Origin of the sequence: Pseudotabrizicola sp., from assembly GCF_030656345.1 — a bacterium.
GTDB lineage: Bacteria > Pseudomonadota > Alphaproteobacteria > Rhodobacterales > Rhodobacteraceae > Pseudotabrizicola.
The window spans coordinates 275,751-302,017 of record NZ_JAUSNR010000019.1 but is presented as its reverse complement, the minus strand read 5'-3'; the positions used below and the strand labels follow the sequence as shown (position 1 = coordinate 302,017).

The 26,267-nt window shown below is 62.3% G+C and carries 26 protein-coding genes; 10 read left to right on the top strand and 16 right to left on the bottom strand.

All coding sequences use genetic code 11. From position 1 onward, the window contains the following. Position 1: 1 nt before the first annotated feature. From mnmE to hemJ, 3 genes are all read right to left on the bottom strand, one after another. Complete coding sequence (gene mnmE, locus Q7J44_RS11785; protein ID WP_304880079.1) at positions 2 to 1,279, bottom strand: tRNA uridine-5-carboxymethylaminomethyl(34) synthesis GTPase MnmE; 1,278 nt, start codon at positions 1,277 to 1,279, stop codon at positions 2 to 4. 23 nt (positions 1,280 to 1,302) lie between these two features. Continuing rightward, a complete protein-coding gene (gene rho / locus Q7J44_RS11780) occupies positions 1,303 to 2,574 on the bottom strand; it encodes a transcription termination factor Rho (RefSeq protein ID WP_304880077.1) in 1,272 nt (423 codons plus the stop codon). A gap of 122 nt (positions 2,575 to 2,696) precedes the next feature. Next, positions 2,697 to 3,146, bottom strand: a complete 450-nt coding sequence (gene hemJ / locus Q7J44_RS11775; protein ID WP_304880076.1) for a protoporphyrinogen oxidase HemJ — start codon at positions 3,144 to 3,146, stop codon at positions 2,697 to 2,699. A gap of 415 nt (positions 3,147 to 3,561) precedes the next feature. Here hemJ and Q7J44_RS11770 point away from each other — a divergent pair, with 415 nt between their 5' ends. Genes Q7J44_RS11770 through dnaQ form a run of 4 tightly spaced genes read left to right on the top strand, consistent with a single transcriptional unit; the run spans position 3,562 to position 6,269 of the window. Further along, on the top strand, positions 3,562 to 4,155 hold the full coding sequence (locus Q7J44_RS11770; protein WP_304880075.1) for a nucleoside triphosphate pyrophosphatase: 594 nt from the start codon (positions 3,562 to 3,564) through the stop codon (positions 4,153 to 4,155). After that, a complete protein-coding gene (locus Q7J44_RS11765) occupies positions 4,152 to 4,991 on the top strand; it encodes a shikimate dehydrogenase (RefSeq protein WP_304880073.1) in 840 nt (279 codons plus the stop codon). The genes Q7J44_RS11770 and Q7J44_RS11765 overlap by 4 nt, the downstream gene beginning before the upstream one ends. Beyond that, positions 4,988 to 5,578: a dephospho-CoA kinase gene (coaE, locus tag Q7J44_RS11760; RefSeq protein WP_304880071.1), complete on the top strand. Its 591-nt coding sequence runs from the start codon at positions 4,988 to 4,990 to the stop codon at positions 5,576 to 5,578. Before Q7J44_RS11765 ends, coaE begins: the two co-directional genes overlap by 4 nt. Beyond that, on the top strand, positions 5,571 to 6,269 hold the full coding sequence (gene dnaQ / locus Q7J44_RS11755; RefSeq protein WP_304880069.1) for a DNA polymerase III subunit epsilon: 699 nt from the start codon (positions 5,571 to 5,573) through the stop codon (positions 6,267 to 6,269). Before coaE ends, dnaQ begins: the two co-directional genes overlap by 8 nt. 49 nt (positions 6,270 to 6,318) lie before the next feature. Here the strand turns inward: dnaQ and secB are convergent, their stop codons facing one another. Together secB and Q7J44_RS11745 are read right to left on the bottom strand one after the other, a co-directional pair. Continuing rightward, positions 6,319 to 6,828: a protein-export chaperone SecB gene (gene secB / locus Q7J44_RS11750; protein WP_304880067.1), complete on the bottom strand. Its 510-nt coding sequence runs from the start codon at positions 6,826 to 6,828 to the stop codon at positions 6,319 to 6,321. A 60-nt stretch (positions 6,829 to 6,888) separates the two neighbouring features. After that, the gene (locus Q7J44_RS11745; protein WP_304880065.1) at positions 6,889 to 7,359 is read right to left on the bottom strand and encodes an FxsA family protein; all 471 of its coding nucleotides are present in this window, start codon (positions 7,357 to 7,359) and stop codon (positions 6,889 to 6,891) included. A gap of 135 nt (positions 7,360 to 7,494) precedes the next feature. Between Q7J44_RS11745 and Q7J44_RS11740 the strand changes: the two genes are divergently transcribed. The 3 genes from Q7J44_RS11740 to Q7J44_RS11730 are packed head-to-tail and all read left to right on the top strand — an operon-like array spanning position 7,495 to position 9,795. Next, complete coding sequence (locus tag Q7J44_RS11740; RefSeq protein ID WP_304880062.1) at positions 7,495 to 8,154, top strand: Tim44/TimA family putative adaptor protein; 660 nt, start codon at positions 7,495 to 7,497, stop codon at positions 8,152 to 8,154. An 18-nt stretch (positions 8,155 to 8,172) separates the two neighbouring features. Beyond that, a complete protein-coding gene (locus Q7J44_RS11735; RefSeq protein ID WP_370693007.1) occupies positions 8,173 to 9,195 on the top strand; it encodes a murein transglycosylase A in 1,023 nt (340 codons plus the stop codon). Positions 9,196 to 9,198: 3 nt separating this feature from the next. Continuing rightward, positions 9,199 to 9,795, top strand: a complete 597-nt coding sequence (locus tag Q7J44_RS11730) for a Smr/MutS family protein (RefSeq protein ID WP_304880057.1) — start codon at positions 9,199 to 9,201, stop codon at positions 9,793 to 9,795. Between the two features lie 13 nt (positions 9,796 to 9,808). Here the strand turns inward: Q7J44_RS11730 and hslU are convergent, their stop codons facing one another. Together hslU and Q7J44_RS11720 are read right to left on the bottom strand one after the other, a co-directional pair. Further along, positions 9,809 to 11,104: an ATP-dependent protease ATPase subunit HslU gene (hslU, locus tag Q7J44_RS11725; RefSeq protein WP_304880055.1), complete on the bottom strand. Its 1,296-nt coding sequence runs from the start codon at positions 11,102 to 11,104 to the stop codon at positions 9,809 to 9,811. Beyond that, positions 11,101 to 12,156, bottom strand: coding sequence for a hypothetical protein (locus Q7J44_RS11720; RefSeq protein ID WP_304880053.1), 1,056 nt, complete (start codon positions 12,154 to 12,156; stop codon positions 11,101 to 11,103). Before Q7J44_RS11720 ends, hslU begins: the two co-directional genes overlap by 4 nt. A gap of 207 nt (positions 12,157 to 12,363) precedes the next feature. Here Q7J44_RS11720 and Q7J44_RS11715 point away from each other — a divergent pair, with 207 nt between their 5' ends. Together Q7J44_RS11715 and Q7J44_RS11710 are read left to right on the top strand one after the other, a co-directional pair. After that, positions 12,364 to 12,651: a BrnT family toxin gene (locus Q7J44_RS11715; protein ID WP_304880051.1), complete on the top strand. Its 288-nt coding sequence runs from the start codon at positions 12,364 to 12,366 to the stop codon at positions 12,649 to 12,651. Further along, positions 12,617 to 12,880 carry a BrnA antitoxin family protein gene (locus tag Q7J44_RS11710; protein ID WP_304880049.1) on the top strand — a complete coding sequence of 88 codons (264 nt, stop codon included), beginning with the start codon at positions 12,617 to 12,619 and terminating at the stop codon, positions 12,878 to 12,880. Before Q7J44_RS11715 ends, Q7J44_RS11710 begins: the two co-directional genes overlap by 35 nt. On the opposite strand, the gene hslV is transcribed toward Q7J44_RS11710, so the two are convergent. The 9 genes from hslV to regB all read right to left on the bottom strand — a co-directional run bounded on the left by hslV (position 12,867) and on the right by regB (position 25,494). Next, on the bottom strand, positions 12,867 to 13,427 hold the full coding sequence (gene hslV / locus Q7J44_RS11705) for an ATP-dependent protease subunit HslV (protein WP_304880047.1): 561 nt from the start codon (positions 13,425 to 13,427) through the stop codon (positions 12,867 to 12,869). The genes Q7J44_RS11710 and hslV overlap by 14 nt on opposite strands. A 96-nt stretch (positions 13,428 to 13,523) precedes the next feature. After that, entirely contained in the window at positions 13,524 to 13,850 is a 327-nt protein-coding gene (gene trxA / locus Q7J44_RS11700) for a thioredoxin (protein ID WP_103334991.1), read from the bottom strand. A gap of 37 nt (positions 13,851 to 13,887) precedes the next feature. Next, the gene (gene addA, locus Q7J44_RS11695; protein WP_304880044.1) at positions 13,888 to 17,250 is read right to left on the bottom strand and encodes a double-strand break repair helicase AddA; all 3,363 of its coding nucleotides are present in this window, start codon (positions 17,248 to 17,250) and stop codon (positions 13,888 to 13,890) included. Then, on the bottom strand, positions 17,247 to 20,204 hold the full coding sequence (addB, locus tag Q7J44_RS11690; protein ID WP_304880042.1) for a double-strand break repair protein AddB: 2,958 nt from the start codon (positions 20,202 to 20,204) through the stop codon (positions 17,247 to 17,249). The genes addA and addB overlap by 4 nt, the downstream gene beginning before the upstream one ends. Further along, positions 20,191 to 20,901, bottom strand: coding sequence for a nucleotidyltransferase family protein (locus tag Q7J44_RS11685; RefSeq protein WP_304880040.1), 711 nt, complete (start codon positions 20,899 to 20,901; stop codon positions 20,191 to 20,193). The genes addB and Q7J44_RS11685 overlap by 14 nt, the downstream gene beginning before the upstream one ends. After that, entirely contained in the window at positions 20,880 to 21,893 is a 1,014-nt protein-coding gene (locus Q7J44_RS11680) for an aminoglycoside phosphotransferase family protein (protein WP_304880038.1), read from the bottom strand. The genes Q7J44_RS11685 and Q7J44_RS11680 overlap by 22 nt, the downstream gene beginning before the upstream one ends. After that, complete coding sequence (gene tsaE, locus Q7J44_RS11675; RefSeq protein WP_304880036.1) at positions 21,877 to 22,350, bottom strand: tRNA (adenosine(37)-N6)-threonylcarbamoyltransferase complex ATPase subunit type 1 TsaE; 474 nt, start codon at positions 22,348 to 22,350, stop codon at positions 21,877 to 21,879. Before tsaE ends, Q7J44_RS11680 begins: the two co-directional genes overlap by 17 nt. 45 nt (positions 22,351 to 22,395) lie before the next feature. Then, entirely contained in the window at positions 22,396 to 23,961 is a 1,566-nt protein-coding gene (locus Q7J44_RS11670; RefSeq protein WP_304880034.1) for a PAS-domain containing protein, read from the bottom strand. Between the two features lie 144 nt (positions 23,962 to 24,105). Next, positions 24,106 to 25,494, bottom strand: a complete 1,389-nt coding sequence (gene regB, locus Q7J44_RS11665) for a sensor histidine kinase RegB (protein ID WP_304880032.1) — start codon at positions 25,492 to 25,494, stop codon at positions 24,106 to 24,108. 92 nt (positions 25,495 to 25,586) lie between these two features. On the opposite strand from regB, the gene Q7J44_RS11660 reads away from it, so the two are divergent. After that, on the top strand, positions 25,587 to 26,225 hold the full coding sequence (locus Q7J44_RS11660; RefSeq protein ID WP_304880030.1) for an SCO family protein: 639 nt from the start codon (positions 25,587 to 25,589) through the stop codon (positions 26,223 to 26,225). Positions 26,226 to 26,267: the final 42 nt, after the last annotated feature.

Genomic DNA, 26,267 nt, shown 5'->3' with positions numbered 1-26,267 from the left:
CCTACTTTCCAATGCAGAAACTGCTGAATATCTCGTCCAGCAAGGTCTCGACTCCGATTTTACCCACTAGCAGATCCAGCGCATGGCCCGCAGACCGGATATCAGCAGCAACCAACTCGAGTGACGGATCTACAGCATACAAAGCTTTGCGCGCAGACGCCATGGATTCGCTGGCCAAAGCCAGCGCCGAGCGATGCCGGTCACGGATCAGCAACCCGGAACCCGAGACGCGGCCTTGAAGGCGTGTCCGGATATCCTCGATAAGCCCATCAAGGCCATAGCCCGTGTGGCCGGAGACAGAGCGCGGTCCGGGTGCAATATCTGCCTTGCTCCAGACGATGATATCGGCGCTGTCATCCGGTGCCGTGTCGCCAGGCTCAAGCAAAAGCACGCGCAGATCGGCAAGTCGTGCCCTCTCCCGCGCCCGCTCCACGCCAATCCGTTCGACTTCATCCGTCGCCTCGCGCAGACCCGCTGTGTCAAGCAACGTGACAGGCAGTCCGCCCAGATCCATCCTGACCTCAATGATATCGCGCGTCGTCCCGGCGACAGCAGACGTTATCGCAACATCTCTTCCGACCAACGCATTCAAAAGGCTGGACTTTCCAACATTCGGAGCGCCGGTGATCGCGACTTCAAATCCCGCTCTGACACGCTCAGCACTCCGGCTGCCGTCAATTTCATCCGCAAATGCGCGCGACAGGCGCTCCACAATGTCACAGACCTCGGGAATAACATCGACAGGAATATCTTCATCCGCAAAATCGATGGTCGCTTCAATCAACGCGCCCGCGCGGATCAGATCCTTGCGCCAGAGGGCCGCCCGCTGGCCAAGCCCCCCCGCCAAAACCCGCTGCGCCTGTCGTCTCTGAGCTTCCGTCTCAGCGTCGATCAGATCGGCAAGCGCCTCAACCTGCGTCAGATCAAGCCTGCCATTTTCAAGCGCCCGTCGGGTGAATTCACCCGGTTCGGCCAAGCGCAGATCAGGCACCCCGGCCAGAAACGCCAACAGCGCCGCAACAACGGCTTCACTCCCATGTATCTGAAATTCAACAATTTTTTCGCCGGTAAAGCTCGCTCCCTCTTCAAAGAACAGGACAAGCCCGTCATCCAGAAGATCTTCACCAACCATCAACCGCCGCAACGCCACCTGCCGTGGCACAAGCCCATGAACCCCAAGCGCAGCAGCAGCCTCAAGCGCAGCCGGGCCAGACACCCTTACAACAGCAATACCCGCCTTGCCGCGGGCCGTGGCCAGCGCAAATATCGTGTCCGTCATGCTCTGGCCTCTGTTCAGGACACTCAGGTGTTCATCGACTCGAAGAACTCGGCATTCGACTTGGTCTGCTTCAGCTTTGTGATCAGGAACTCAACCGCATCGGTCGTGCCCATCGGGTTCAGGATACGACGCAGCACATAGGTCTTCTGCAGATCGGTCTTCTCAACCAGAAGATCTTCCTTCCGCGTGCCCGATTTCAGGATATCGATCGCCGGGAACACCCGCTTGTCGGCCACCTTGCGGTCCAGCACAATCTCGCTGTTGCCGGTGCCCTTGAACTCTTCAAAGATCACCTCATCCATCCGGCTGCCGGTGTCGATCAAAGCCGTCGCGATAATCGTCAGCGAACCACCCTCTTCGATATTGCGCGCCGCACCAAAGAACCGCTTCGGCCGCTGCAGCGCATTGGCATCCACACCGCCGGTCAGAACCTTGCCCGACGACGGCACAACCGTGTTGAACGCGCGTCCCAGACGGGTGATCGAATCCAGCAGAATCACCACGTCGCGCTTGTGTTCGACCAGCCGCTTGGCTTTCTCGATCACCATCTCCGCCACGGCCACGTGCCGCGTCGCCGGCTCGTCAAAGGTGGAGGCCACAACCTCCCCCTTCACGCTCCGCTGCATGTCGGTCACTTCCTCGGGCCGCTCGTCAATCAGCAACACAATCAGATAACATTCGGGATGGTTGGTCGCTACCGAATGCGCAATGTTCTGCAACAGCACCGTCTTACCCGTTCGTGGCGGTGCAACGATCAACGCGCGCTGCCCTTTGCCGATCGGTGCCACCAGATCGATGATCCGGGCCGAACGATCCTTGATCGTAGGGTCCTCAACCTCCATCTTGAACCGCTCATCCGGGTACAGGGGCGTCAGGTTATCGAAATGCACCTTGTGCTTTGCCCGCTCCGGATCATCAAAATTGATCTTGGTCGCCTTTATCAGGCTGAAATACTTCTCATTTTCCCGTGGGGCCTGAATGACCCCTTCAATCGAATCCCCTGTCCGCAAGCTGAACTGGCGGATCATCTCGGGGCTGACATAAATATCATCCGGGCCGGACAGATAGTTCGCCGACGGGCTGCGCAGAAACCCGAATCCGTCCTGCAGCACCTCAAGAACGCCATCGCCGCCGATCTCAAACCCTTCTTCCGCATGTTCCTTCAGGATCTGGAACATCATCTCGCCCTTGCGCATGCTGGGCGCGTTCTCAATCTCCCATTCTTCAGCCATCGCCAGCAGGTCGGCCGGGGTCTTGGCTTTCAGATCAGCGAGATTCAAACGTTCTACGGTCATGGATCGGTCCTTCGGCAACCTGTCAGATCGACAGGCAGCGCCACAGTATCAAGGGGGAAAAACAAAGGCCGGACGGCCACGTCCCGCTCCGGATAAGACCAGACCAGTCAAAAGTCAATAAATCAGAACTTCACAACCACCGAAAACACGATCAGCACCAGCAGAACCGTCGGCACCTCGTTCATCATCCGGTAGCGCCGCCCGGTCAGCGTATTGGTCCCACCGACAAAATCCTTGCGCCGCCCCGCAAGCCACATGTGAAACCACGTCATCGCAAGAACCGACGCTGCCTTGACCCAAGGCCATACCATCGACCAGTCCACAACGCCCGGCGTCATCACCAGCACAAGACCGAAAATCCAGGTCGCAATCATTGCCGGGTTCATGATGGCGCGCAGCAATCTGCGTTCCATTGTTTGAAACAGGCTGTCGGTCTCTGTGCCAGTCTTAACCGATTCTACATGATAAACGTACAGCCTCGGCAGGTAGAACAGACCGGCCATCCAGGCGATGACAGAAATGATGTGCAGGGCCTTTGTCCAGAAATACCAGTCCGCCAGAAATCCTGCCATGTCGCCCCCGCCTGCTTTCCCTCTTCTTATTAAAAGAAATATAAGAAAGGAATGTAGTTGTAGGCCCTGTGGACAACAGAATGAACAGTTTTCTCCCCGATCTTGTGCACATCCGTTGGCCTCTGGATAAGACGGTGGAAAATCAGCAGTGTCTGGGGATAAGAATGAACAATCCAATATTTAACAGCGGCTTACAAATTTTAGACATCTGATGGTGTCACAGCGGGTTTCCCACATTTTCACAATTTAGTCGCCTTCCCACACCGCCAGATCTCTCCCATCCACAGCGGGATATCTTCCCCGGCTTGCTTGACAAACAGGTGCCACTTGCCACCCTTCGCCAAGAACTGCCTCCTGCGCACAAAAAGCGGTGCGTGAACAAAGCAAGCATATCCACAGGACTGTCCTGACTGAAATGACCCTTATTCTGGCCTCCACCTCTCAGATCCGGCAGCAGCTGCTAACCGCAGCGGGCGTGCCGTTTACGGTCCAGCCGGCGAAGATCGATGAAGATACGATCCGCCGCGCCCTGCAGGCCGAACAGGCGCGGCCGCGCGATATTGCTGACACCCTGGCCGAGATGAAGGCCCGGAAAATCGCCGAAAAGCGGCCCGAGTGCATGGTTCTGGGGTGTGATCAGATCCTGGAGTTTCAGGGCGAGGTGTTTGCAAAGCCAGAAACCCCGGATGACGCGCGCGACCAGCTTCGCAAGCTCAGGGGCCAGCGGCACAAGCTGTGGTCCGCTGCCGTTATCTATGACAACGCAAGGCCGGTCTGGCGCTTCATGGGCGAAGCGCGGCTTTTGATGCGCCCGCTGTCTGACGTCTATCTGAACGATTACGTTGACCGGAACTGGCACAGCATCCGCCACAGCGTCGGCTGCTACAAGCTGGAGGAGGAAGGATCACGCCTGTTTTCCGCGGTTGAGGGCGATTCGTTTACCGTCATGGGCCTTCCCCTTTTGCCGGTTCTGGGCTACCTCGGTGACAGAGGTCTTATTCCGACATGACAGATCATCCCCGCATCCCGCTTGCCGGCGTCATCGGACACCCCATCGCGCACAGCCGCTCTCCCGCGCTGCATGGTTATTGGCTGAAGCGATACGGCATTCGCGGCCACTACATTCCGCTGGATATCGCGACATCCGATCTGGCGGATATGCTGCGCGCATTGCCGAAAATGGGATTTGTCGGGGTCAATATCACCATTCCGCACAAGGAAGCCGTGCTTCATATTGCCGATGTGATCACCGATCGCGCGGCGCTGATCGGGGCTGCCAACACCTTGATTTTCCGCAAAGACGGCCGGATTCAGGCCGACAATACCGACGGGTCCGGGTTCATTGCCAACCTGCGGCAAAACGCTCCGCACTGGCGGCCGCATGACGGCCCCGCCGTGGTGTTCGGGGCGGGCGGTGCCGCGCGGGCGGTGGTCGCCGCGCTGATAGAGGTGGGCGTGCCGGAAATCCGCATCTCCAACCGCACCCGCCCGAGGGCCGAGGGGTTGCGGTCAGACTTCGGGGCCAAACTGGTGGTCAGCGAATGGACGCAAGGCGCAAACATGCTGGATGGTGCGACGACCGTGATCAACACCACCTCGCTTGGCATGGTGGGCAAATCCGATCTGCGGGTGCCGCTCGACGGGCTGCGGTCTGATGCGGTGGTGACAGATCTGGTCTACACCCCCCTGATGACGCAGTTCCTGATCGAAGCGCAGGCCATGGGCTGCACCGTGGTGGACGGTCTGGGCATGTTGCTGCACCAGGCCGCCCCCGGCTTTGAACGCTGGTTCGGTCATCGCCCCGATGTGGACGACGCCACCCGTCAGGCGGTCTTGTCGGCATGAGCGTGTTCCGGCTCGGGTTGACCGGCTCCATCGGTATGGGCAAATCCACCACGGCTGCGCTGTTTGCCGCTGAAGGTCTTCCGGTGTGGGACGCTGATGCCGCTGTCCACCGGCTTTATTCCACCGGCGGTGCGGCGGTTGAGGCTGTGGCGCACCTTTGCCCCGTCGCCCTGCGCGACGGTCAGATTGACCGCGCGGCCTTGCGGAACTGGATCGAATCCGATCCCTCTGCCCTGCCCCGGCTGGAGGCGGTCGTGCATCCGCTGGTTGCTGCAGATCGCGATGGTTTTGCGGCGCAATGCGACACTGACATCGCGGTTTTCGACATTCCTCTGTTGTTTGAAAAGGGCACCGAGGCGCAGATGGATGCGACCCTGCTGGTCACCGCGCCAAAGATCCTGCAGCGCCAACGCGTGCTCGCCCGGCCCGGCATGACCGATGCGCAGTTCGCTTTGCTGTTGGCACGCCAGATGCCGGATGCTGAAAAACGGGCCCGGGCCACGCATATCGTTGAAACCCTGACCATCGACCAGACCCGCGCCTATGTTCTGGCGCTGATCGACCATTTGCGAGGCAGCCATGCGTGAAATCGTCCTCGACACCGAAACCACAGGATTTGAACCCACCGAAGGCCACCGCATCGTAGAAATTGGCGCGGTAGAGCTGTTCAACCATCTGCCGACTGGCAAAACCTACCATCAATACATAAACCCCGAACGGCTGATGCCAAAAGAGGCGTTTGATGTTCACGGGCTGGGCGATGACTTTCTGAAAGACAAACCGCTGTTCGCGGCCATCGGGCAGGCGTTCCTCGACTTTGTGGCCGATGCGCAGCTTGTCATCCACAATGCGGCCTTCGACATGAAGTTCCTGAATTTCGAGTTGCAGCGCGCCGGGCTGCCAACGCTTCCCAACAGCCGGGCCACCGATACGCTGTTGATTGCGCGGCGCAAATTCCCGGGCTCGCCCGCCTCGCTTGATGCCCTGTGCCGCCGCTTCGGCGTCGACAACTCGGCGCGGGAAAAGCACGGGGCCCTGCTCGATTCCGAGATTCTGGCAGAGATTTATCTGGAACTGGTCGGTGGCCGGCAGCCAGATTTTGCCCTTGCCACAGCGGATAAGAACAAATCGTCCGGGGCTTCGGGTACACATACCGACTGGCGCCCGCGTCCGCGCCCGGTTGCGCTTCCATCGCGGCTGACCGAAGCAGAGGCGGCGGCCCATGCCGCGTTTGTCGCAAAACTGGGTGATGCTGCGGTCTGGCTGAAACGGGGTTGAACGGCAAAGGCCGGTCTGCACAGACCGGCCCCTGATCGTGTCGTCCGGTTCAGTTCGGCTGGCCCTGCGGCGCGGCTGCGGTGGCCTGCGCCCGGCGTGCCAGCTCTTGCCGGTACAGCGCCAGATAATCCACCGTGTCGATGTTCAGCGGCGGGAAGCCACCGTCACGGGTCACATCGCTGATAATGCGGCGGACAAACGGGAACAACAGGCGCGGGCATTCGATCATCAGAAACGGGTGGATCTGTTCGTCCGGCACGCCTTCGATATGGAACACGCCGCCGTAATCAACCTCCAGCAGGAACAGCGTCTCGCCATTGGTCCGGTTCTTTGAGGTCACCTTGAACTTCTGGATCACCTCGAACTGGTGGTCCTGTGGCCGCTTGCGGGCGTCAAGGCTGACAGCCACCTGAATATCCGGCTGCACTTCGCCGCCGTTCAGGCCCTTCTGCGCGACCGCATTTTCGAATGACATGTCGCGGATGAACTGCGCCAGCACCTGCATCTTGATCTGTGGCTGCGCCTGTGGTTGCGCGGCTGCGCCATTTTCCTCGGCCATCGTGTCTTTTCTCCCTGAGAAACGGTTCGGATATGTTCCTATCAGGTCAGATGCATGGGCTCAATGCCGGGTCCAGCCAGAGGGGGGGCGCGGGGGCTGGTTTTCGTCGATCTCGAAAAACTCACCGTCGATGACGGTCGGGCCTGTCGGGGCCGACCGGGGCGGTTGCGCACCGAATGTCTGGATCTTCACCCGCGCGCCGACGAAAGCGATCACGAATTCACGAACCTTTGGCACCATCAGCAAAAACCCGATGGCATCGGTGAAAAATCCCGGGGTCAGCAACAAAAGACCCGCCAGAACGATCAGTGCGCCATGTGCCAGCGGCGACAGCGGGTTCTTCAGCTGACCCATATCGCCCCGCAGCTCGGCCAGCACCTTCAGCCCCTGCCAGCGCATCAAAGTGGTGCCGATAACGCCGGTCAGCAGCACAAGACCAAGCGTCGGCCACAGGGTCAGCCACCCGCCTATGGTGATGAAAAGAGCGATCTCGATCATCGGAACCAGCAGGAACAGCGCGAAAAGCCACATCTTGGCCTCCTTCATCGGTATTTGCGGGCCGGGTGGCGTAGACACCGCCCGCTACCAGCCCTACATAAGAGCCGACTGCCCAGTTTACCAACCCCAATACAGCCGGTCTTTCACGGCGTCTGATCGAGGTTATGAATGAACTCTTCCCTGATCCAGCTTCTCGTGCTTGCCGGGATTGCAATTTTCCTGATCCTGAAGCTGCGTTCCGTTCTGGGAACCCGCGACGGCTTTGAAAAACCGCCGGTCCCGCTGGAAGAGGTGCGGCCGCGCGTCAAGCGTGACTTTGAGGTGATTGAGGGCGGTCCCGACCGCGATATCACCGACCATGTTGCCGACGGGTCGGATGCCGCCAAGGCGCTCGCCGCAATGAAACTGGCAGAACCGGACTTTTCGGTGAACACCTTCCTGCAGGGTGCGCGCGGTGCCTATGAGATGATCCTGATGTCGTTTGAGCGTGGCGAGCTGGACCCGATCCGCCCGTTCCTCGATGATGAGATCGAGGCCGCCTTTGCCCAGGCGATCAACGCGCGTGAAGCCGAAGGCATGACCGTTGAGGCCACGTTCATCGGCCTGCGCGAGCTGGCGCTGCACAACGCCACCTTTGACCGCACGACCCAGCGGGCGGAAATTTCGGTGCGCTATGTCGGCGAGCTGACCTCTGTCATCCGCAACAAGGCGGGTGAAATTGTTGAGGGCAGCGCCAAGGAAATCAAGCGTCAGCGCGATATCTGGACCTATGCGCGGGTCATGGGTGCCTCTGATCCGAACTGGCAACTTGTCGCCACCGGCGACTAAGGTCTGGACGTGGGGCGGATCACACATGCAGTTCGTGCCGCGTTGCTCGGGGCCACGCTGATGGCCGCAGCACCCGCCCCCGCGCAGGTTCTTGAGTTTGACACGCTTGACGGCTGGGCAGATGATGATCATCAGGCGGCGCTGACGGTGTTCCGCACCACCTGTGGCGCGCTGCGCGATCCGGTCTGGGCGCCGGTGTGCAAACTGGCCGCCGATGCGGCTGACAGCCGCACCGCCGCCCGCCAGTTCTTTGAGCTGTTGTTCCGCCCGGTCGTCGTGGGCGACCCGCCTGCGCTGTTTACCGGGTATTACGAGCCGGAATTGCAGGGATCGCTCACCCGCACGCCGCGCTTTACCTATCCATTGTACCGCAAGCCGCCGGAACTGACCGAAGGTCAGGTCTTCCACCCGCGCGATGCGATTGAATCGGGTGCCCTGCGCGGACGCGGGCTGGAGCTGGTCTGGCTCGACGATCCGGTTGAGGTGTATTTTCTGCAGGTGCAGGGCTCTGGCCGCATCGTGTTGCCAGACCGGCGGGTGCTGCGGCTTGGCTATGCCGGCAAAAACGGGCAGCCGTATCGGTCTATCGGGCAAGAGCTGATCCGCCGCGGCGCGTCGATGGCCGATGTGTCGGCGCAGGACATAAAGGCCTGGGTCCGGGCAAACCCCGGCCCCGGACGCGATCTGCTGAATTCAAACCCGTCTTACGTGTTCTTCCGCAAGCTCGACGATCTGCCAGCGGAAAGCGGCCCGATCGGGGCGATGGGGCGGTCGATCACCGGATTGCGCTCTGTCGCCATTGATCCGGCCTATGTTCCGCTCGGCGCGCCGGTCTGGGTCGAGAAAGAGGGTCGTCAGCCATTGCGCCGCCTGATGATCGCGCAGGATACCGGCGGCGCGATCAAGGGCGCTCAACGGGCCGACATCTTTTACGGCACCGGCTTTTCCGCCGGGGAAGCGGCGGGAAAGATCAAGGATGGCGGTCGGCTGATCCAGCTTTTGCCGATTGACCGCGCCTATGCGCTTTTGTCTGACAGATGATCCATGGCACGGCGTCGCACCCTAAGGCCCGATGAAGTAGACCTGTGGCATGCGGTCGCCCGCACCGCCCGGCCCATGCATTCCAACGGGACCGAGGTTCTGCACGGCAGCGAAAAACCCGACGAGCCGAAGCCCTTGACCGCCCCGGAAAAGCCCAGCCCGCCACTTGCCCCGTTCCGTCTGGGGGAAAAGAGCCGGTCACCTGCCCCCAGGTCAGGCCTGAGCCTGCACAAGCCGCCTGCAGAGACCGCCGTGCAGATGGATGCCAAAGCCTACGGCCGCATGACGCGTGGCAAACTGGCACCCGAGGCGCGGATCGACCTGCACGGCCTGACCCTTGCCGAGGCGCATCCGGACCTGATCCGCTTTATCCTGAACGCCCATGCACAGGGCCTGCGGCTGGTTCTGGTCATCACCGGCAAGGGCAAGACAAAGCCGGACCACGGCCCGATCCCGTCCCGCATCGGTGCCTTGCGCCATCAGGTGCCCCAGTGGCTGCGCTTGCCCCCCATCGGGGGGGTTGTCCTGCAGGTCGCCGAATCGCACGCAAAGCATGGGGGTTCAGGGGCCTATTACGTTTATCTGCGGCGTGGGAAATAGCGGCCCCGCACCGCTACAGAACGTAGCGCGACAGATCAGCAGACCGTGCCAGGGCACCGACATTCGCCTCGACAAAATCGGCATCTATGCTGACAGCTTCGCCTGATCGGTCAGGCGCGGAAAAGCTCAGCTCTTCGAACACCCGTTCCAGAATGGTGTAAAGCCGCCGCGCGCCGATGTTTTCCACCGATTGGTTCACATCGGCAGCAATGCGGGCCAAAGCCGCGATCCCATCGGTTGTGAAAGTAACGGTGACGGCTTCGGTCGCCATCAGCGCCGAATACTGCAGGGTCAGCGCGTTTTCGGTCTCGGTCAGGATACGCACGAAATCGGCTTCGGTCAGCGGGCGCAATTCGACGCGGATCGGCAGGCGGCCCTGCAGTTCGGGCAGCAGGTCGGATGGCTTGGCAATGTGGAAGGCACCGCTGGCGATGAACAGGATATGGTCGGTCTTGACCGGCCCGTATTTGGTCGAAACCGTCGTGCCTTCGATCAGCGGCAGCAGGTCGCGCTGCACGCCTTCACGCGACACATCACCGCCGCGCGCATCGCTGCGGGCGCAGATCTTGTCGATCTCATCCAGAAACACGATGCCGTTTTCCTGCACCGCCGTCAGCGCCGTGGCCTTGACCGCCTCGTCATCCAGCAGCTTGTCGGCCTCTTGCCCGATCAGCAGATCATAACTTTCCGCCACCGACACCTTTTTGCGCACGGTGCGGGTGCCGAAGGCTTTGAACAGATCCTGCAACCCCTGCATCTGCTGCTCCATCCCCGGCCCGCCCATCATCGGCAGCGGGCTGGAGGTGTCGGCGATCTCCAGTTCGATCACCGTTTTGTCCAGCTCGCCCCGGCGCAGCTTGCCGCGAAACATTTCGCGGGTCTGGTCGCGGGCGTCTTTCCCGGCCAATGCCTCGATCACACGCTCCTCTGCCGCCGCCTGCGCGCGGGCTTTCACGTCTTCGCGCATCCGCTCGCGGGTGTCGATCATCGCGGCATCCACCAGATCGCGGATGATGCTGTCGACATCGCGACCGACATAGCCGACTTCGGTGAACTTGGTCGCCTCGACCTTCAGGAACGGGGCTTTCGCCAGCTTGGCCAGCCGGCGCGAAATCTCGGTCTTGCCCACGCCCGTCGGCCCGATCATCAGGATGTTCTTCGGATACACCTCATCGCGCAGGTCATCGGCCAGCAGCTTGCGGCGCCAGCGGTTGCGCAGGGCCACGGCCACGGCGCGTTTGGCGTCGTTCTGGCCGATGATAAAGCGGTCAAGCTCGGACACGATTTCGCGCGGGGTCAGGTCAGTCATAATGTGCTCCCATAGGGGGGAAGGTTGGTTTTGCCGGGAAACGCCGGCAGGGCGCGCATCAGGGCAGACCGCAGCCGGTCCCACTGCGCGCCAAGGAAGACCAGCGCAAAGCCAAGGAACAGGATCACCATGGCCGACCCGTCGAACAGCTCAAATATCAGCCAGACCGCATAGCCTGCGCCTGACACGAGGAAAGACCGCCGGTCGATGGCGAGGGCGACCAGCGCGATGGCCATCAGGAAGGCGAGCAGCAGCAGCTTGCCACCCTGCCCGCCGGACAACAGGAACACCGCGACGGTGTTGACGATGGCCGGGGCCGCCACCACGTGCAGCCAGAACCCGGTGGTGCTGCGGGTCGACACGCGCAGCGGGTCAGACATGTCAAACCGCATGGCCAGCGCAAAGGTCAGCAACCCGAAGAGCAGCGACAGGATGGATAGGGGTCCGGTGCCGGACAGATGCAGCAGGCCCATGCCATCCGTTGGCAACACCCCACCACTGGCCAGCAGCGACCACACGGTCGAAAACACCGCAGTTGCAATGATCGCCGCATCAAACGGCACCCGAAAGCGCTGGTAATGCAGCAGCATCAGCCCGGCCACCACGGCAGAGCCTGCCGCCGATGCCGCCAGCCCGCGCAGGCCGATCACATCCGCCAAAGCCGCGCCCAGAACCCAGGCCGCCAGCGCCGACATGATCGCCAAAGCAATCGACGGCGCAATCATCCGCCGCGTCAGGGTAAAGTACCCCTGCACCACCGCCAGCCCGGCCAGCGTGACCAGCGCCACCAGAAGGGTATCAAACCCGCCGGGGCTGAACACCTCGGCCCCAAGTGCTGCAGAGATGCCGATCCATCCGGTGAACAGGATGGTCAGCCCGATGACGATGAAGATCTCGTTAAAGCCTTTGAACAGCACAAACGGCTCTTCTCCCGTTGCCACCCCCGCAACCGCCTGCCGCCGCGCCTCGGCGATTCCCGTCAGCCCCGCCGCCTGCGCCTCGGTAATCAGCCCGCGCTGCACGGCGGCGCGAAGATCTTGTGGGTCGATCATGGATGCTTCCGTTCATTCATGCCGAACAGATAGCCGTTCTGGTCAGGCGTTCCAAGGGTGGGATTTTGTATTGACATTTTGTCATGACATTGATAAGGCGTATTTTGTGAAGAAGTGGGTTCAGAGCGCTTCTTCTCATGTGAAGATCAATCCAGATCGTGAGGTGAACTTATGAACCATTACTAATGATCATAAGGAACCTCTGAGATGTTCGAATGGGACGAAACCAAACGTCTGGCTACGCTTGAGAAGCACAGCATAGACTTCATCGACGCCGCAGAGATCTTTCTGCAAGAGCATCTGCTTCTCATGGCCCGCAGCGAGATCGAGGATCGCAGGATCGCGGTTGGTCAGTTCCATGGCGTCTTTCTGGCTGTGATCCACACCAGACGAGGCGATTCAATTCGCATTATCACCGCACGAAGGGCACGAAAATATGAGCGGGAGCAATTTGAAGCGTATGTCGCTCGCCGAACTCCGGGCGAGGAAGGGTGAAACCGATTGGGATCACCTCAGGAACGCGGGGGATTATGAGGGTCCCGAGGAGTTCCCTGTAGATTGGGACAAGGCCGTTCTGGTCGAGCCTGCAAACAAGCAGATGGTGTCGCTCCGACTGGATGCCGACATTCTGGAATTCTTTAAATCCAACGGCAAAGGCTATCAGACCCGCATGAACGCTGTCCTGCGGGCCTATGTTCAGGCGCAAAAGGTCAGACGGCCTTGATGGTTTCCACCGTCAGATTGCCATTCGTATAAACACAAATGCTGGCGGCGATCGCCATTGCCTTGCGGGCCACATCTTCGGCGGTCAGATCGGATTCCATCAACCCGCGGGCTGCGGCCAGTGCGAAGTTGCCGCCCGAGCCGATGGCGGCGACATCATGCTCCGGTTCCAGCACATCGCCTGCGCCGGTGATCACATACAGCTCGCGCCCGTCGGTGACGATCAGCATGGCCTCAAGGTTGCGCAGGTATTTGTCCATGCGCCAGTCTTTCGCCAGATCGACACAGGCGCGGGCGAGCTGGCCGGGGGCGGCTTCCAGTTTTTTCTCCAGCCGTTCCAGCAGGGTGAAGGCATCGGCGGTGGACCCGGCAAAGCCGCAGACCACATCATGCCCGCCGGGCGACAGGCGGCGCACCTTGCGCGCGGTGCCTTTGATGACGGTCTGGCCAAGGCTGACCTGCCCGTCGCCCGCCACCACAACCTCACCCCCCCGGCGCACTGCAAGAATGGTGGTGCCGTGCCAGCCCGGGAATTTATCGTCTGCCATATGATGCCTCCGTCACTTGCCCCCTTATATGGCGACCGGGGCGCAAAACAAAAGGGCGGCCCCGCAGGACCGCCCCTTGCTGATGATCAGCAGCAATCAGATCGCCGACTGAATCCATGTTGCAAGCGCCGCTTTCGGCGCAGCACCCACTTTGTTCGACACAACCTGCCCGTCCTTGAACAGGAACAGTGCCGGAATGCCGCGCACGCCCAGTTGCGCCGGGCTTTCGGGATTTTCATCCACGTTGATCTTCACGATCTTGACCTTGCCGGCATATTCGGTGGCCAGCTCTTCCAGAGCCGGGCCGATCTGACGGCAGGGGCCGCACCATTCGGCCCAGAAATCCACCACGACGGGAAGGGCCGACTGGCGGACCTCGGCATCAAAGGTGGCGTCGGTGACAGCAACGGTCGCAGCGCCCATTTCGTATCTCCTGAATGGAATATGTTCACAGGCAAAGCTAGGCATTGCCAGTCGAAAGGTCAAGCAACGGGGCCCGGCCAAGCGCTGCAGTCACGGCTTCGGGATCAAGATACATGAGTTTCGGTGCAGCCGTCCACAAAATCGCCGTCTCGATCTGCCGGTCCGGGTAGATCTGACGCATCGCATGGGCATAGGCCCCCAACTGCCGCAAAATGGATTCAGGCACCAGATCGGGGGTGTCAGGCACCACCCGGTTGGTCTTGAAATCGACCACAAGCACGTGGTCCGGCGTGAGCACCACCCGGTCTATCGTGCCGGCCAGTTGCTGGCCGTGCAGGGTCGCGGTGACGGACACTTCGGCCAATGTTTCGCGCGCGAACAGGGCGGCGGCCTCTGGCATCGACAGCACCGCTGCCGCCTCGGACAGGAACGCCTCCGGATCGAACGCAGCGGGCGTCAGGGCGCGGGCTGTGGCGGGCCACAGTGCACGGTCGAGCGCGGGCAGGGTTTCCAGCAGGCGGTGCAGGGCGGTGCCGCGCGCCTTGGCCACATCGACCGGATCGCCTTCGCCTGGCAGGGCCTTGGCACCGCCAAGGTCGGAGGGTGACAGCGGGGCCAGATCACGCGGCGCATCCGGCGCGGGGGTAGCGACCCAACCGGGCAAGGTGGCAACCGATGGCTTTGCCACCGGCACCAGCCCGTTCGCAGGCCACAGCCCGACCTGATGGCGCAGGCGGCCTGTTGCATCGGCGCGTGCGCCCAGCGCGTTCAGCCCGGCTTCGACCTGCCGGTGCCAGGCCCATTTCTCGCGCGGTTTCGCCTCTTTGCCGCTGGCGATCTTCGCCTCACCGGCACCGGCGACGATCAGCCACGACCGCGCCCGGGTGAGGGCAACATACAAAAGGCGCAGGTTTTCCTCGGCGATCCTAGCTTTGCGCAGATCCAGCGCCGCTGCAACATCCGGCGGGCTGTCCTTTTCGGCGGTTTTCCAGACGGGCAAGCCATCTGCCAGCCGGATCACTTCGGCATGGTCGCGCGGGCTGCGGTCGGCGGTGTCGGGCAGGATGACAATCGGTGCCTCCAGCCCCTTTGACCCGTGCACAGTCATCACCCGGATGTTTGACCCCTCGCTGTCCAGCTGGCGCTTGACCTCGACCACATCGCTTTCCAGCCATGTGAGAAAGCCCGTCAGGCTGGGCACATCATTGCTCTCATAGGCCAGCGCCTGATTGAGCAGCTCGTCTATGCCATCCTCCGCCTCTGGCCCCAGCCGGGTCAGCAGGCGCTGGCGCCCCTTGTGGCGGGTCAGGATGCGTTCCAGCATCTCATAGGGGCGCAGAAAGTCGGCCTGACTGCGCAGATCGTTCAGAATGGGCAGGGTGTCCGGCGCGTCGGTGTTGCGCAAGCTGGCCCACAGGTGCCGGTCCGCCCGGCCATGCGCCAGACGGAACAGCCGGTCCTCGGACCAGCCAAACAGGGGTGAGCGCAGGGCGGCGGCCAGTGACAGGCTGTCTTCGGGCGTGGCCACAAATGACAGCAACGCCACCAGATCCTTGACCGCCAGCTCTTCGCCCAGCTTCAGCCGGTCGGCCCCGGCAATCGGCAGCCCGGCCTGCTTGCAGGCGCGGATGATCTGCGAAAACAAGGTGCCGCGGGTCTGCACCAAAATCAGCACATCGCCCGCCTGCACCGGGCGGCTTTCGCCTTTGGCGGTGGGAATATGCACGCCCGCATCAATCATCGCGCGGATTTCCGCCGCGATCAGCCGGGCGAGTTCCACCGTGTGGTGGCTGTCGGAAATCAGGTCAACCGGGTTCCAGCCATCCTCATCCGCCGTGGTGTCAGCCTTGGGGATCAGCGGCCACAGATCGACCCGGCCGGGAAGCGTGTCGAAAAACGCGACATGTCGGGGCGGATCGCCCATGGCGGCGGGAAAGGCATTGCCAAAGGTGGCGTCCACCACATCCAGAACGGCCCGCGATGAGCGGAAGGAATAGTCCAGCGTGCGGTCCTGCATCGGTTGGTCGATGGCGGCAAACTTGGCACCGAATTCCTGCCGTCTGGCCTCGAACGCTGACAGATCGGCACCCTGAAAGGAATAGATCGATTGTTTCTTGTCACCCACCACAAACAGCGTGCGGGTCTTGTCGCTGGCCCCGCGTCCGGCTGTGAATTCCGCCGTCAGCTTTTCGATCACCCGCCATTGCGCGGGGGATGTGTCCTGCGCCTCGTCCACCAGAATGTGGTCGATACCGCCATCCAGCCGGAACAGCACCCATGCCGCAAGGCCGGGATCGTTCAGCAAACGGCCCGCCTTGCGGATCAGGTCGTCGAAGTCGAGAAAGCCCCGGTCAGCCTTGCGCTGGGTGTAAAGCCCCAGAAAGACGCGTGCAAAATCATGCAGGGCGAGGGTCTTTTCCGCTGCCTCAAGTGCCACCCGCGCCGCGCGTGCGCCCTCGACCCGGCCCATCAGCTTTTGCAGCCGGTCGCCCAAGGGCCCAAGGGCATTGCGCAGGTCTTTGGCTGGGAAGTCGTTCAGCTTGGCTTGATTGGCCCGCGCGCCCGATCCGAACAGGAAGATGCCTTCCAGCACCTGCAGGCTGCGCAGGTCCGGGATAAACGGGTCCAGCGCTGCCAGCTTGTTCCCGGCCTTCTGATCGTTCACGCCGCTGCCGGCCAGCCGGGCGGTCAGTTCGGCCAGAATATCGCCTTCATCCCCCAGAAACACCGATGCCAGCAGCCGGTCCAGCGTCAGGGTTTCCGGCTGGTCAAACCGCGCAAGCGCATCCGCGCGCGACAGCGGGCGGGCAAAATCATCGGCGCGGATGCAGATTTCATTCATCAGCGCGCCGAAATCTTCCGCCGTATAGTGTCGCGCCAAAGTCGCCACCTGCGCGGGCGCAAGCCGGTCTGCCATGTCCTGCACGATATCATCGCGCAGGGTTCTGGCGGTGCGGTCGTCCATTTCCTTGAAGCCGGGGGTGACGCCAGCCTCCAGCGGATAGCGGCGCAGCAGCGTGGCGCAAAAGCTGTGGATGGTCTGAATGCGCAACCCGCCCGGCGTTTCGATCGCGCGGGCAAAAAGCTGGCGGGCAAGCGCCAGTTGGCCCGCGTCAAGCGCATCGCCTTCGCCCAGATCGGTCAGATCGGCGCGCAGGGCGTCATCCGGCTTCATCGCCCATTCACCCAGACGGCGGAACAGGCGGTTCTGCATCTCGGTCGCGGCGGCTTTGGTATAGGTCAGGCACAGGATGTGCTGGGGCTGCACCTTGTTCAGCAGCAGCCGCGCCACCCGGTCGGTCAGCACCCGGGTCTTGCCCGACCCCGCATTCGCCGACAGCCATGTTGACAGCGCCGGTTGCGCCGCAGCCATCTGCGCAAGGCTTGCATCATGCGTCATGTGTCGGCCTTTCCGCCCACTGGCTGCGGGTCCGGCCTGTCGGTCATCTCCCATTCGCCAAAGCGCGCCAGATGGTCGTAATCACCGGGGAAGCGTTCGGTGAACACTGCCCGGCGCGAGGTGTAGCCCTGACCCAGCCGGGCATAAGACCCGATCAGATGGTACAGCCCATCACGCACTGCGGCCAGTTTGTCCTCGGTGATCTCATCTTCCGTCACCTTGCCGGATGAGCCAAGGCCGACATAGGTGATCTTGGCCACCTCTTGCGGCCCAAGCCCCTTGAATCCGCCGTCTTCGGCAATCAGCGCGGCCAGATGCAGTTGCTTGGCAAAGGATTTCTGCTCTTTTTCCGAGGGCGGGCTGCCGGTCTTGTAATCGATCAGGTGCAGCTTGCCGCCGGGCAGCAGGTCGATGCGGTCGGGCGTGCCGAACAGGGTGAAGGTCAGATCCTGCAACAGCAGCTCGCCCCGGCCCTCGACCAGAATGGTCTCGCCCCCGTCGGCGGCATCAACCGTCAGGAAATGGTTGGCCGCGCGTTCCATCCGGGCGGACCACAGCGCGCGGGCGGCGGGCCATGGCACCTTTGCCTCCAGCACCCGGGCGGTGATCTGCATCAGGCGCGTATAGGCGGCGTCGCGGTCTTCATCCTGCGGTCTTTCGCGCGCGAAACATTCCAGAACAGCGTGAACCACCGTCCCACGGTCGCGCGCATCGGGGGCCTGTCGGATCGGGTCCAGCGGGCGCAGGTTCAGCACCTTGTCGGCATAGATGGCGTAGGGATCACGGATCAGCACCTCGATCCGGGTCAGCGACAGGGCATCGGGTCGCGCCGCCAGCGGCGGGCAGGGCGACGGGCGCCGCGCCGGGCGCAGCCCGGCATCCGGGTCTGCCAGCGGCCTGTCCATCGCGGCGGCGCGGTCCAGCCACACCTGCCCGCGCGCGCGCATCTGGCGCAGCGCCTCAGGGCCGTTGCGCACCGGCAGCCCGTCCATCAGGTTGGTCAGGCGGTTGATCCAGCGCGATGGCACGGTTTCGGCCTCGGCATTGCGCAGCGCGCGCGACAGCACCACCTGCGGCGCGGCAACCGCCTGTTGAAAATCATGCGCTGACAGTCCGATCCGGCGTTCGGGCAACAAGAGCCCCGCATCCATCCGCATCTTGCGGTTCAGCCAGGGGTCTGGCGGGGGCAGGGCGGGCCATGTGCCATCGTTCAGTCCGGCCAGAATGACCAGCTCTGCCCCCTGAACCCGCGCCTCCAGCGTGCCCCAGATCATGATGCCGGGATGCGCGATCATCGGCGCGCGCACCTCTTCGCCCGAGATCAACCCTTCGAACAGATCGCGGAATTCGCCGGGGGTCAGGGTGCCGCCGTGACCGGCCTCTGCCTCCAGCTGGCACAGAAACGCCTGCGCCGCCTCACCCGCCGCTTCTTCCCACAGCCGCCCGGTGCCATCGGGGGCCGGGCCGCGTGACAGGCGTTCGGCAAGCGTGCGCGTGCGGGCAAGGTGATCTGCCAGATGCACCGGGCCTGCCTCTGCCAGCCCGTCCAGCGCCCCGGCCAAGGCGGTTGCCCAGCCAAGCGCATGGTCATTGCGCTGCACCATCGCCCAGCTGATCAGATCCGGCCCGGTCGGAAAGGCGGGGCCTTCCCGCCGCAGCTTCAGCTCCAGATCGCGCGACAACAGCAAGTGTTGCCCCCGGTCCATCGCCGAGGCTGTCAGCGGATGCTTCAGCATGGTCAGCAGCGCGTCAGAGGTCAGCTTTTGCCCGAACAACCGCACAACATGGCGCAGAAATCGTCCGGGGGCAGACTGGTTCAGCGGCACCCCGGCGCTGTCATCCGGGCGGATGCCCCAACGGTCCAAAGCCGCTGCCACCTGACGGGTCAGCACCCTGTCGGGTGAGATCAGCGCCGCCGGAACCCGCCGTTCCGCCGCGTCGCGCAGGATCAGCGCGATCGACAGGGCCTCCTGTCTGGGCGAGGGTGCTTCCATCAGCGTCGCCCCTTCCATCGCCATGGTCAGGTCAGGCAACGACGGCCCCTCGACCAGCCACTGATCGGTCACCGGGGCAGGGCGCAGGGCCAGCGACACCACCTTGTTGCGTGCCGCACTTGGCGGCGGGGTGTCGTGCCAAGGCCGAATGTCCGCAGGCGTAGAGCCTGTCAGCGCCATCAGCCGGTGGAAGCGGTATTGCGGGTGATCTTCACTGGTCAGCGCGTCATCCAGCCCCTGCCAGACCTGTTCCGGCATGTCGAAATCATAACCGGGCAGGATGATCGCGCCATGCGGCAGCCGGGCCACCGCCTGCATCAGCAGCGCCGTGGTTCCGCGCGACCCTGTTGATCCGGCAATGATTACCGGATCATTCGGCGGCATGGCGGACCAAAGCTCGGCCAGCATCTGCACAAGCCGGCGTTGACGCCCTTCGGCATCGATCTGGCTGTCATCGGCGAAGAATGGCGCGATGATGGTCAGGAATTCGCGGGTGCGCGCCCAGTGTTCAGAATGGTCCGACACATCCAGCCCGGCAATCCGGTCTGGCGTCACGCCTTCGCCCTGCATTTCCGACATCAGGGCGGACAGGCTGTCGGCCAGATCGGCCAAGGCAGAGCGCGGCGCAAGGTCGGGCAGAGTGTCCAGCAGCCGCCCGATCAGCACGGTCAGTTGCAGCTTGCTGCGCAGGGCAGGGATGGCGGGTGGCAGGGCAGGGGCGGCGGCGTCCGCTTCCAGATCTGTCACCAGCCGGATGCGCGGCAGGAACCCCGCCCCCTGCTGGCCGAACAGCTGAACCACACGGCGCCGCATCCGGGTGGTGTTCAGGTACAGCGTCACCCGCGCCATCGACTCGGGGGGTTGGCCCTGCATCCGTGCGCGCAGGCCCGCGACCAGCGCGGCAGGGAAATCCACGCCGGGCGGAACGGCGAACAGGCGGGGCTCGTCAGGGCTGAACATCGGGGCAATCCTTTGCCGACACCATGGCTTCGGCCGCGGCAATGCCTTCCGGATGGCCGACATCGCACCAGTCGCCCTTGTGCAACACACCGTAAGCGCGGCCTGCGGCCATTGACCGGCTCCACGGGCCATGCAGCGAAAATGACGCTTCGGTCTCGGTCAGAAGGCGCGGATGGATGATCTGTGCGCCCAGATAAAGATACCCGTCCCGACCCTTGGCCCAGTCGACACGGCCCGCATCGTCCATCACAAAATCAGACCGGCCCGTGGCGCTGCAGGCCTGTGCTGCGGGCAGCAGCAGGAACAGCTGGTCCATCTTCGTGTCGTCCCACGCCTGCATCAGCCGGGTCAGCGGGTTGGCCCCGGTCCAGACCGCATCGGTGTTCAGTGTCAGCACAGGCCCGGGGCCGAGCAGCGGCAGCGCGGCCTTCAGCCCGCCGCCGGTATCAAGGATCGCATCCCGCTCCCACGACAGCGCCACGTTGCTGCCCATAAGATGCGCGGCGAGCTGGTCGCCGAGGTAGTGCAGATTTGCCACCAGATGCGTCACCCCGGCCTGCGCGGCGATCTGCCTTGCGTGGTCAATCAGCGGCAGGCCGGCAACCCTGACCAGCGGTTTGGGCTGATGTGCGGTCAGTGCGCCCATGCGGGTGCCGAAGCCGGCGGCGAACAGCATCAGGGGGTAGGGCTGGCGCATTGGTCCCCGATCTTTTGTAAAACGGTGTCGGTGGGGGCGGGCAAAAGGCCATCGCAGACGGCGCGAAGGTCAGCCAGCGCGGGATGCGACAGGTTGATCTGCAACTGCCGCCACACCCTTGGCATCAGTTTCAGATATCCCGGCTTGCCGCCCACAAGGCACAGCCGGGCGAATATGCCCAGAATACGCAAAGACCGCTGCGCGCCAAGAACCGCGCAAGAGGCTTCAAAACCCGGCAGATCCCGTCCGGTTGCATCTGCAAAATAGGCGGTCACGCTGGCAGCCACCTCGGGCGACACATCGCGCCGGGCATCCTGCAGCAAAGACACCAGATCATACCCCGGCTGCCCCATCTGGGCGAGCTGGAAATCCAGCAGCCCGACCGCCGCCACCCCTGTCCTGTGGGGCAGATGCAGAAGGTTTTCCGCATGATAATCGCGCAGGATCAGGACCCTTGGCCCGTCGGCATGTGTTGTCAGAGCATCGGTCAGTGTCTGCACAAAACGTGCCGGGTCTGGCCGATGCCCGGTTGCGGCGTAAACGTACCAGTCCAGCGCAAAGACTGCCGCCTGCGCCCAGTCTGCCGCGGTCAGGTCGGGCAGGCCCACAGGTGCGGGTTGGGCCTGCACCCTTACAAGAACGTCTGCCGCCGCGTGATACAGGCCTGCCTCCTGCTGTGCCGACGTTTCCAGAACGCGCGCGAACAGGGCGTCGCCAAGATCTTCGATCAGCAGGAAACCCTGTGCCAGATCCTGTGCCAGTACTTCGGGCGCAGACAGGCCGATACCGCGCAAATGCGCCGCGACAGAAACGAAAGCGCCTGTATCGTCCGCCGACCCGGGCGGCGCATCCATCAGCACCGCCGTCTCATCCCCGCGGGTCAGCCGGTCATAGCTGCGGTCAGAGGCATCGCCCGCCAGAAACTGCCGCACAGCCTGACCCCAGCCGTTTGCCGCCAGAAAGGCGTTTGATGCGTCAACGCGCCGGGTCATGCAAAGCCTTGGCCAGTTCGGGGCGCCCGGTAAAGACGATCTGCGCGCGACGGCCCTCTTGCTGCGGTGACAGTGCAATTACTATCGCGTCTGGCGGCAGATGCGACCCAAGCCTGTCCGGCCATTCGATCAGACAGATCGCGGTTGCCATCGCCTCCTCCAGCCCAAGTTCCAGCACCTCATCCGGGTGGGACAGGCGGTAAAGATCAGCGTGCCAGATATCGCCGGACGCGTCTTCATACGTCTGGACCAGCGTAAAGGTGGGGGAGGGCACATCCTCCATCCGCCCCAGCCGCGCCCGGATGATGGCGCGCGACAGATGGGATTTCCCGGCCCCGATCGGTCCGGTCAGCAAGATCGTATCGCCCGGGCGCAGGTGTTCAGCCAACACACCGCCAAGCCTGTCGGTTGCGTCTTCGGAGGGCAGGTACAGCTGATGGCGGGTTTCGGGGCACATGCGCCCTGTTTTACGTCTCCGCCGCGCAGCCGCAAGCCGGTCTGTTCAGGCAGAGCGTCTTTCCGGCGTATTATCCGGCTCGGCATCGGCAATATCCGCAAGGGCATCCGCCGCGCCGGACGCAAGCCGGAAGCCGACCAGCGTCGCCCCGCCAGTCAGCGGGCTCAGGCGGCAGGTGATCAGCCGCCCGTCCAGCATCCGCAGATCGGCAGACCATGTTTCACGATCCCCCACGGTGCAGACAAATTCCTCGGCCTCTGCCCACAGCGCGTTGGGGGCAGATTTGCTGCGCCAATGGCGGGTCAAAGATGTTATGCCGACACTGGCAAGACTGTCAGTCGGGTCATGTTCCCACAGTTTCGCATAGCGGGTGTTGGTCATCACCAGCAGCCCGGTTTCGGAAAACACGGCGATTGCTTCATCCATCGAGTCGATGACAGACTGCCCCAGTTCCATATCTGCACGATAGCGGCGGGTGCGGGTGATTTCGGTCGAGATATCTTCGATCATCAGCGCAAGCGCACCGTTCGGATGCGGTCGCCCGACGACCTTGTAGGTCTGGCCGCCCGGCAAGTTCCAGGTTTCCTCATACACGCCAGAGGCTGCGGCGCGTTCGATATCGGTGATCTGGCTGCGCCAGTCGTGATAATCCTTGGGCTCGGGAACCATGCTGCGATCGCGCAGGGCATCAAGGACAGACAGAAGCGACGGCCGCAGGGACAGGAAATCCGGCGGCAGTCCGGTCAGATCCAGCAGTGCGGGATTGAACAGCTGCAGCTGACGCCTGCTGTCAAAGATCGCCAGTCCGATGGGCAGGTGCGCAAAGGTCTTTGTCAGGGTCTGCATGAAATCGCGCAGGGTGGTTTCTGCCATTACCGCCGAATCTGCGGGCAGGGCGTAAATTCTGCGCCCGTCGCCGTCTGGCATGCTGACAAGCTCGAACCACTGCACCCTGCCATCGGGAAAACGCAGTTTCTGGCGTTGCCCGCTGACGCCCTGCAAAATCGCGGTCCGGTCAAACAGCTTTGGCAGCGGCCATGTCAGATCTTGCCCCACAGGCAGCAGATCGCCCGCACGCAGCAGATAGGCGGTGTTTGCCCAGATCACATCGCCGTTTTCCTTTTCTCGCCAGGCCAGAAACGGAGCGTGCGACACCATCGATCGCAAAAACGCCAGATCATCGCTCATCGAGCGTTGGGCAAGCAGATCATACCCAAAGGACGCGCCGCGCGATTCCGGGTCTATCAGGGTGATATGGGTCAGCCCGCCGCGATATTCAGCAAGCAAAAGGATGGTCTGACCCGACGCATCTTCGGCAGAAAGGCTGACCGCGCCTTCGGTCGGCAGTTTGGCAAGATGTTGGTCAATCTCTGGAAACTGCACGGAAAGATGCACCAGAAGCTTGGCCCAATCCGACCCCGGCACTGCCGAAGCTGATATAACGGCCCGCCCGCCCGGCGTGCAATCGATCAGCGCCTCGCCGTCGAACAGAAACAGTGTGCCCTTTTGACGTTCGTCAAAAATACTGCTGCGGACCGGGGTTCTGTTTCCGTGAAACGCAGACAGCAACAGGATGCTGCCCAATGCGGACAGAATTGCTGCCAATCCCATTCCGACACCTAAGACGAAATGCGTTTCCATAAAGATTCCATTACCAGCATTCCACTCACAACTTATACGGTAGTTTGTTAACGAAAAGTTAACCATGTATCTATGGTTTGGTACCGATCTGTGGCTGACAGATCACAGTGCATTTTACGTTTCAATCGGTTCGTTCGGCCCCAGCCCATGATCGCCGTTCTGAACAAGACGGTCCAAGGGCCAACTGACCTCGACAATCGCTCCGCTGCGCTGGGGGCGTTCTTCGCGGCTCAGAAACGGGTCCGAGCCATTTGCAAAGGTCAATTCCGCCCCGGTCCGCTCCAACAGAGTTTTGGCAATGAACAATCCGAGTCCCATCCCTTCATACTCTGGTCGCCGCGCAAGATCTTGCGAAGATCTTCGACTGCGGACAAAGGGATCACCGATCCGACCGATAACATGCGAAGGAAATCCCTCTCCGTCATCCATAATGCGAATCGTCAACTTTGTTCCGGTCCATTCTCCGTGAACCCAGGCGGTCGTTTGCGCAAAATCTACGGCGTTTTGTATAAGATTGCGCAGACCGTGAATAACCTCGGGCCGGCGCCGGACGTTCGGCTGCCGCTCCGCCGCCCCCTCGCCCGGCCGAAAGGTCAGATCCAGTCGCTTGCCGCGGTGCTGATGCGGCTCTGCCGCCTCGCTCACCAGCATCGACAGCGGCACCGTGCGCATGTGCAGATCGTCTTTCCCGGCGCGACCCATCGAATGCAGGATGTCGCGGCAGCGGTTGGCCTGATCGCGGATCAGGCGCGCATCGTCCTGCAGCTCTGGCTGATCCTCCAGTGCGTCGATCATCTCGGCAGACACCAGCTTTATGGTGGCCAGCGGTGTGCCAAGCTCATGTGCGGCAGCGGCCACCACGCCGCCAAGGTCGGTCAGCTTCTGTTCCCGTGCCAGGGCCATCTGGGTGGCAAGCAGGGCATCTGACATCGACCGGATCTCTGTCGCCACCCGGCGCGAATACAGGCCCAGAAACAGAATCCCGATCACGATCGACAGCCAGAACCCAAATCCGAACAACACCGGAACCGTCAGTGCCGACCCGTCGGCATACAGCAGCGGCACGTGGACAAAGGCGATCAGGGTGATGAAAATGATCGACAGGCTGCCCAGAAACAGCGTCGTGCGTAGTTCCAGCGCCGAGGCTGAAATCGTGACCGGCGCAAGGATCAGCAGGGCAAACGGGTTCGCCAGCCCGCCGGTCAGATACAAAAGGAAGGAAAGCTGCGACAAATCAAACAGAAGCGTCAGCATCGCCTCGGTTTCTGACAGGCGCTTGCTTTCGGGGAAGACGAAGGCAGACACCAGATTGGCCGTAACCGACGCGCCCACCGCAAGATAGCAAAGCCCCAGCGGCAGCTGCATGTTGTAGTAGCGGTCGGCCACGGTGATTGCGGCAAGTTGTCCGACAATCGCCATCCAGCGCAGTAAAATAAGGGTGCGCAACCGGACCCAGTCGCTGCGCGTATCGCGGGAAAACGGGCCGGCACCTTGGGAAAGCATGGCATCCCTTGTTCAAAGACATTAGGAACGCAAGTGTTAGGCCCGCAAAGGGCAAGGATCAATGCGGTGATTGCGCAGGTGGGGTGCTGGAAATGACAAAGATGTATGCGGCCATCGCTGCGGCCGCCGTTGCGGGGCTTTTGGGCGGAACCGCCCTGTATATCTTTCTTCAGAACGGTGACGATGCCTTTGCGCAATGCCGGGGCGGTCAGATCGGTGGCGGCGATATTGGCGGTCCCTTCACGCTTGTCGATGAAACCGGGGCGACGGTGACAGATGCCGATGTGCTGGCCAAGCCGTCGCTGATCTACTTTGGCTATACGTTCTGCCCGGACGTCTGCCCGATTGACGCCGCCCGCAATGCCGAAGCCGTGGATATTCTGGAAGAACAGGGGTTCGACGTAACGCCGGTTTTCATCTCGATCGATCCCGAACGTGACACGCCCGAGGTTCTGGCGGAATTTACCGACTACCTTCACCCGAACATGATCGGGCTGACCGGATCGGCCGATCAGGTCAGGGCGGCGTCACAGGCCTATAAAACGTTTTACCGCAAGCAGGATGGCGGCGACCCGGACTACTATCTGGTGGACCACTCCACCTTTACCTACCTGACCTTGCCGGGCGTCGGTTTTGTCGATTTCTTCCGTCGCGAAGATACGGCGGTTCAAATGGCGGACCGGGTGGCCTGCTTTGTCTCAAATGCGCCTGTGTCGCAGGCGAGCAGATAAATTGACGGCGGGGCCAGACAGGCTATCTTTCCAAGCATAAAG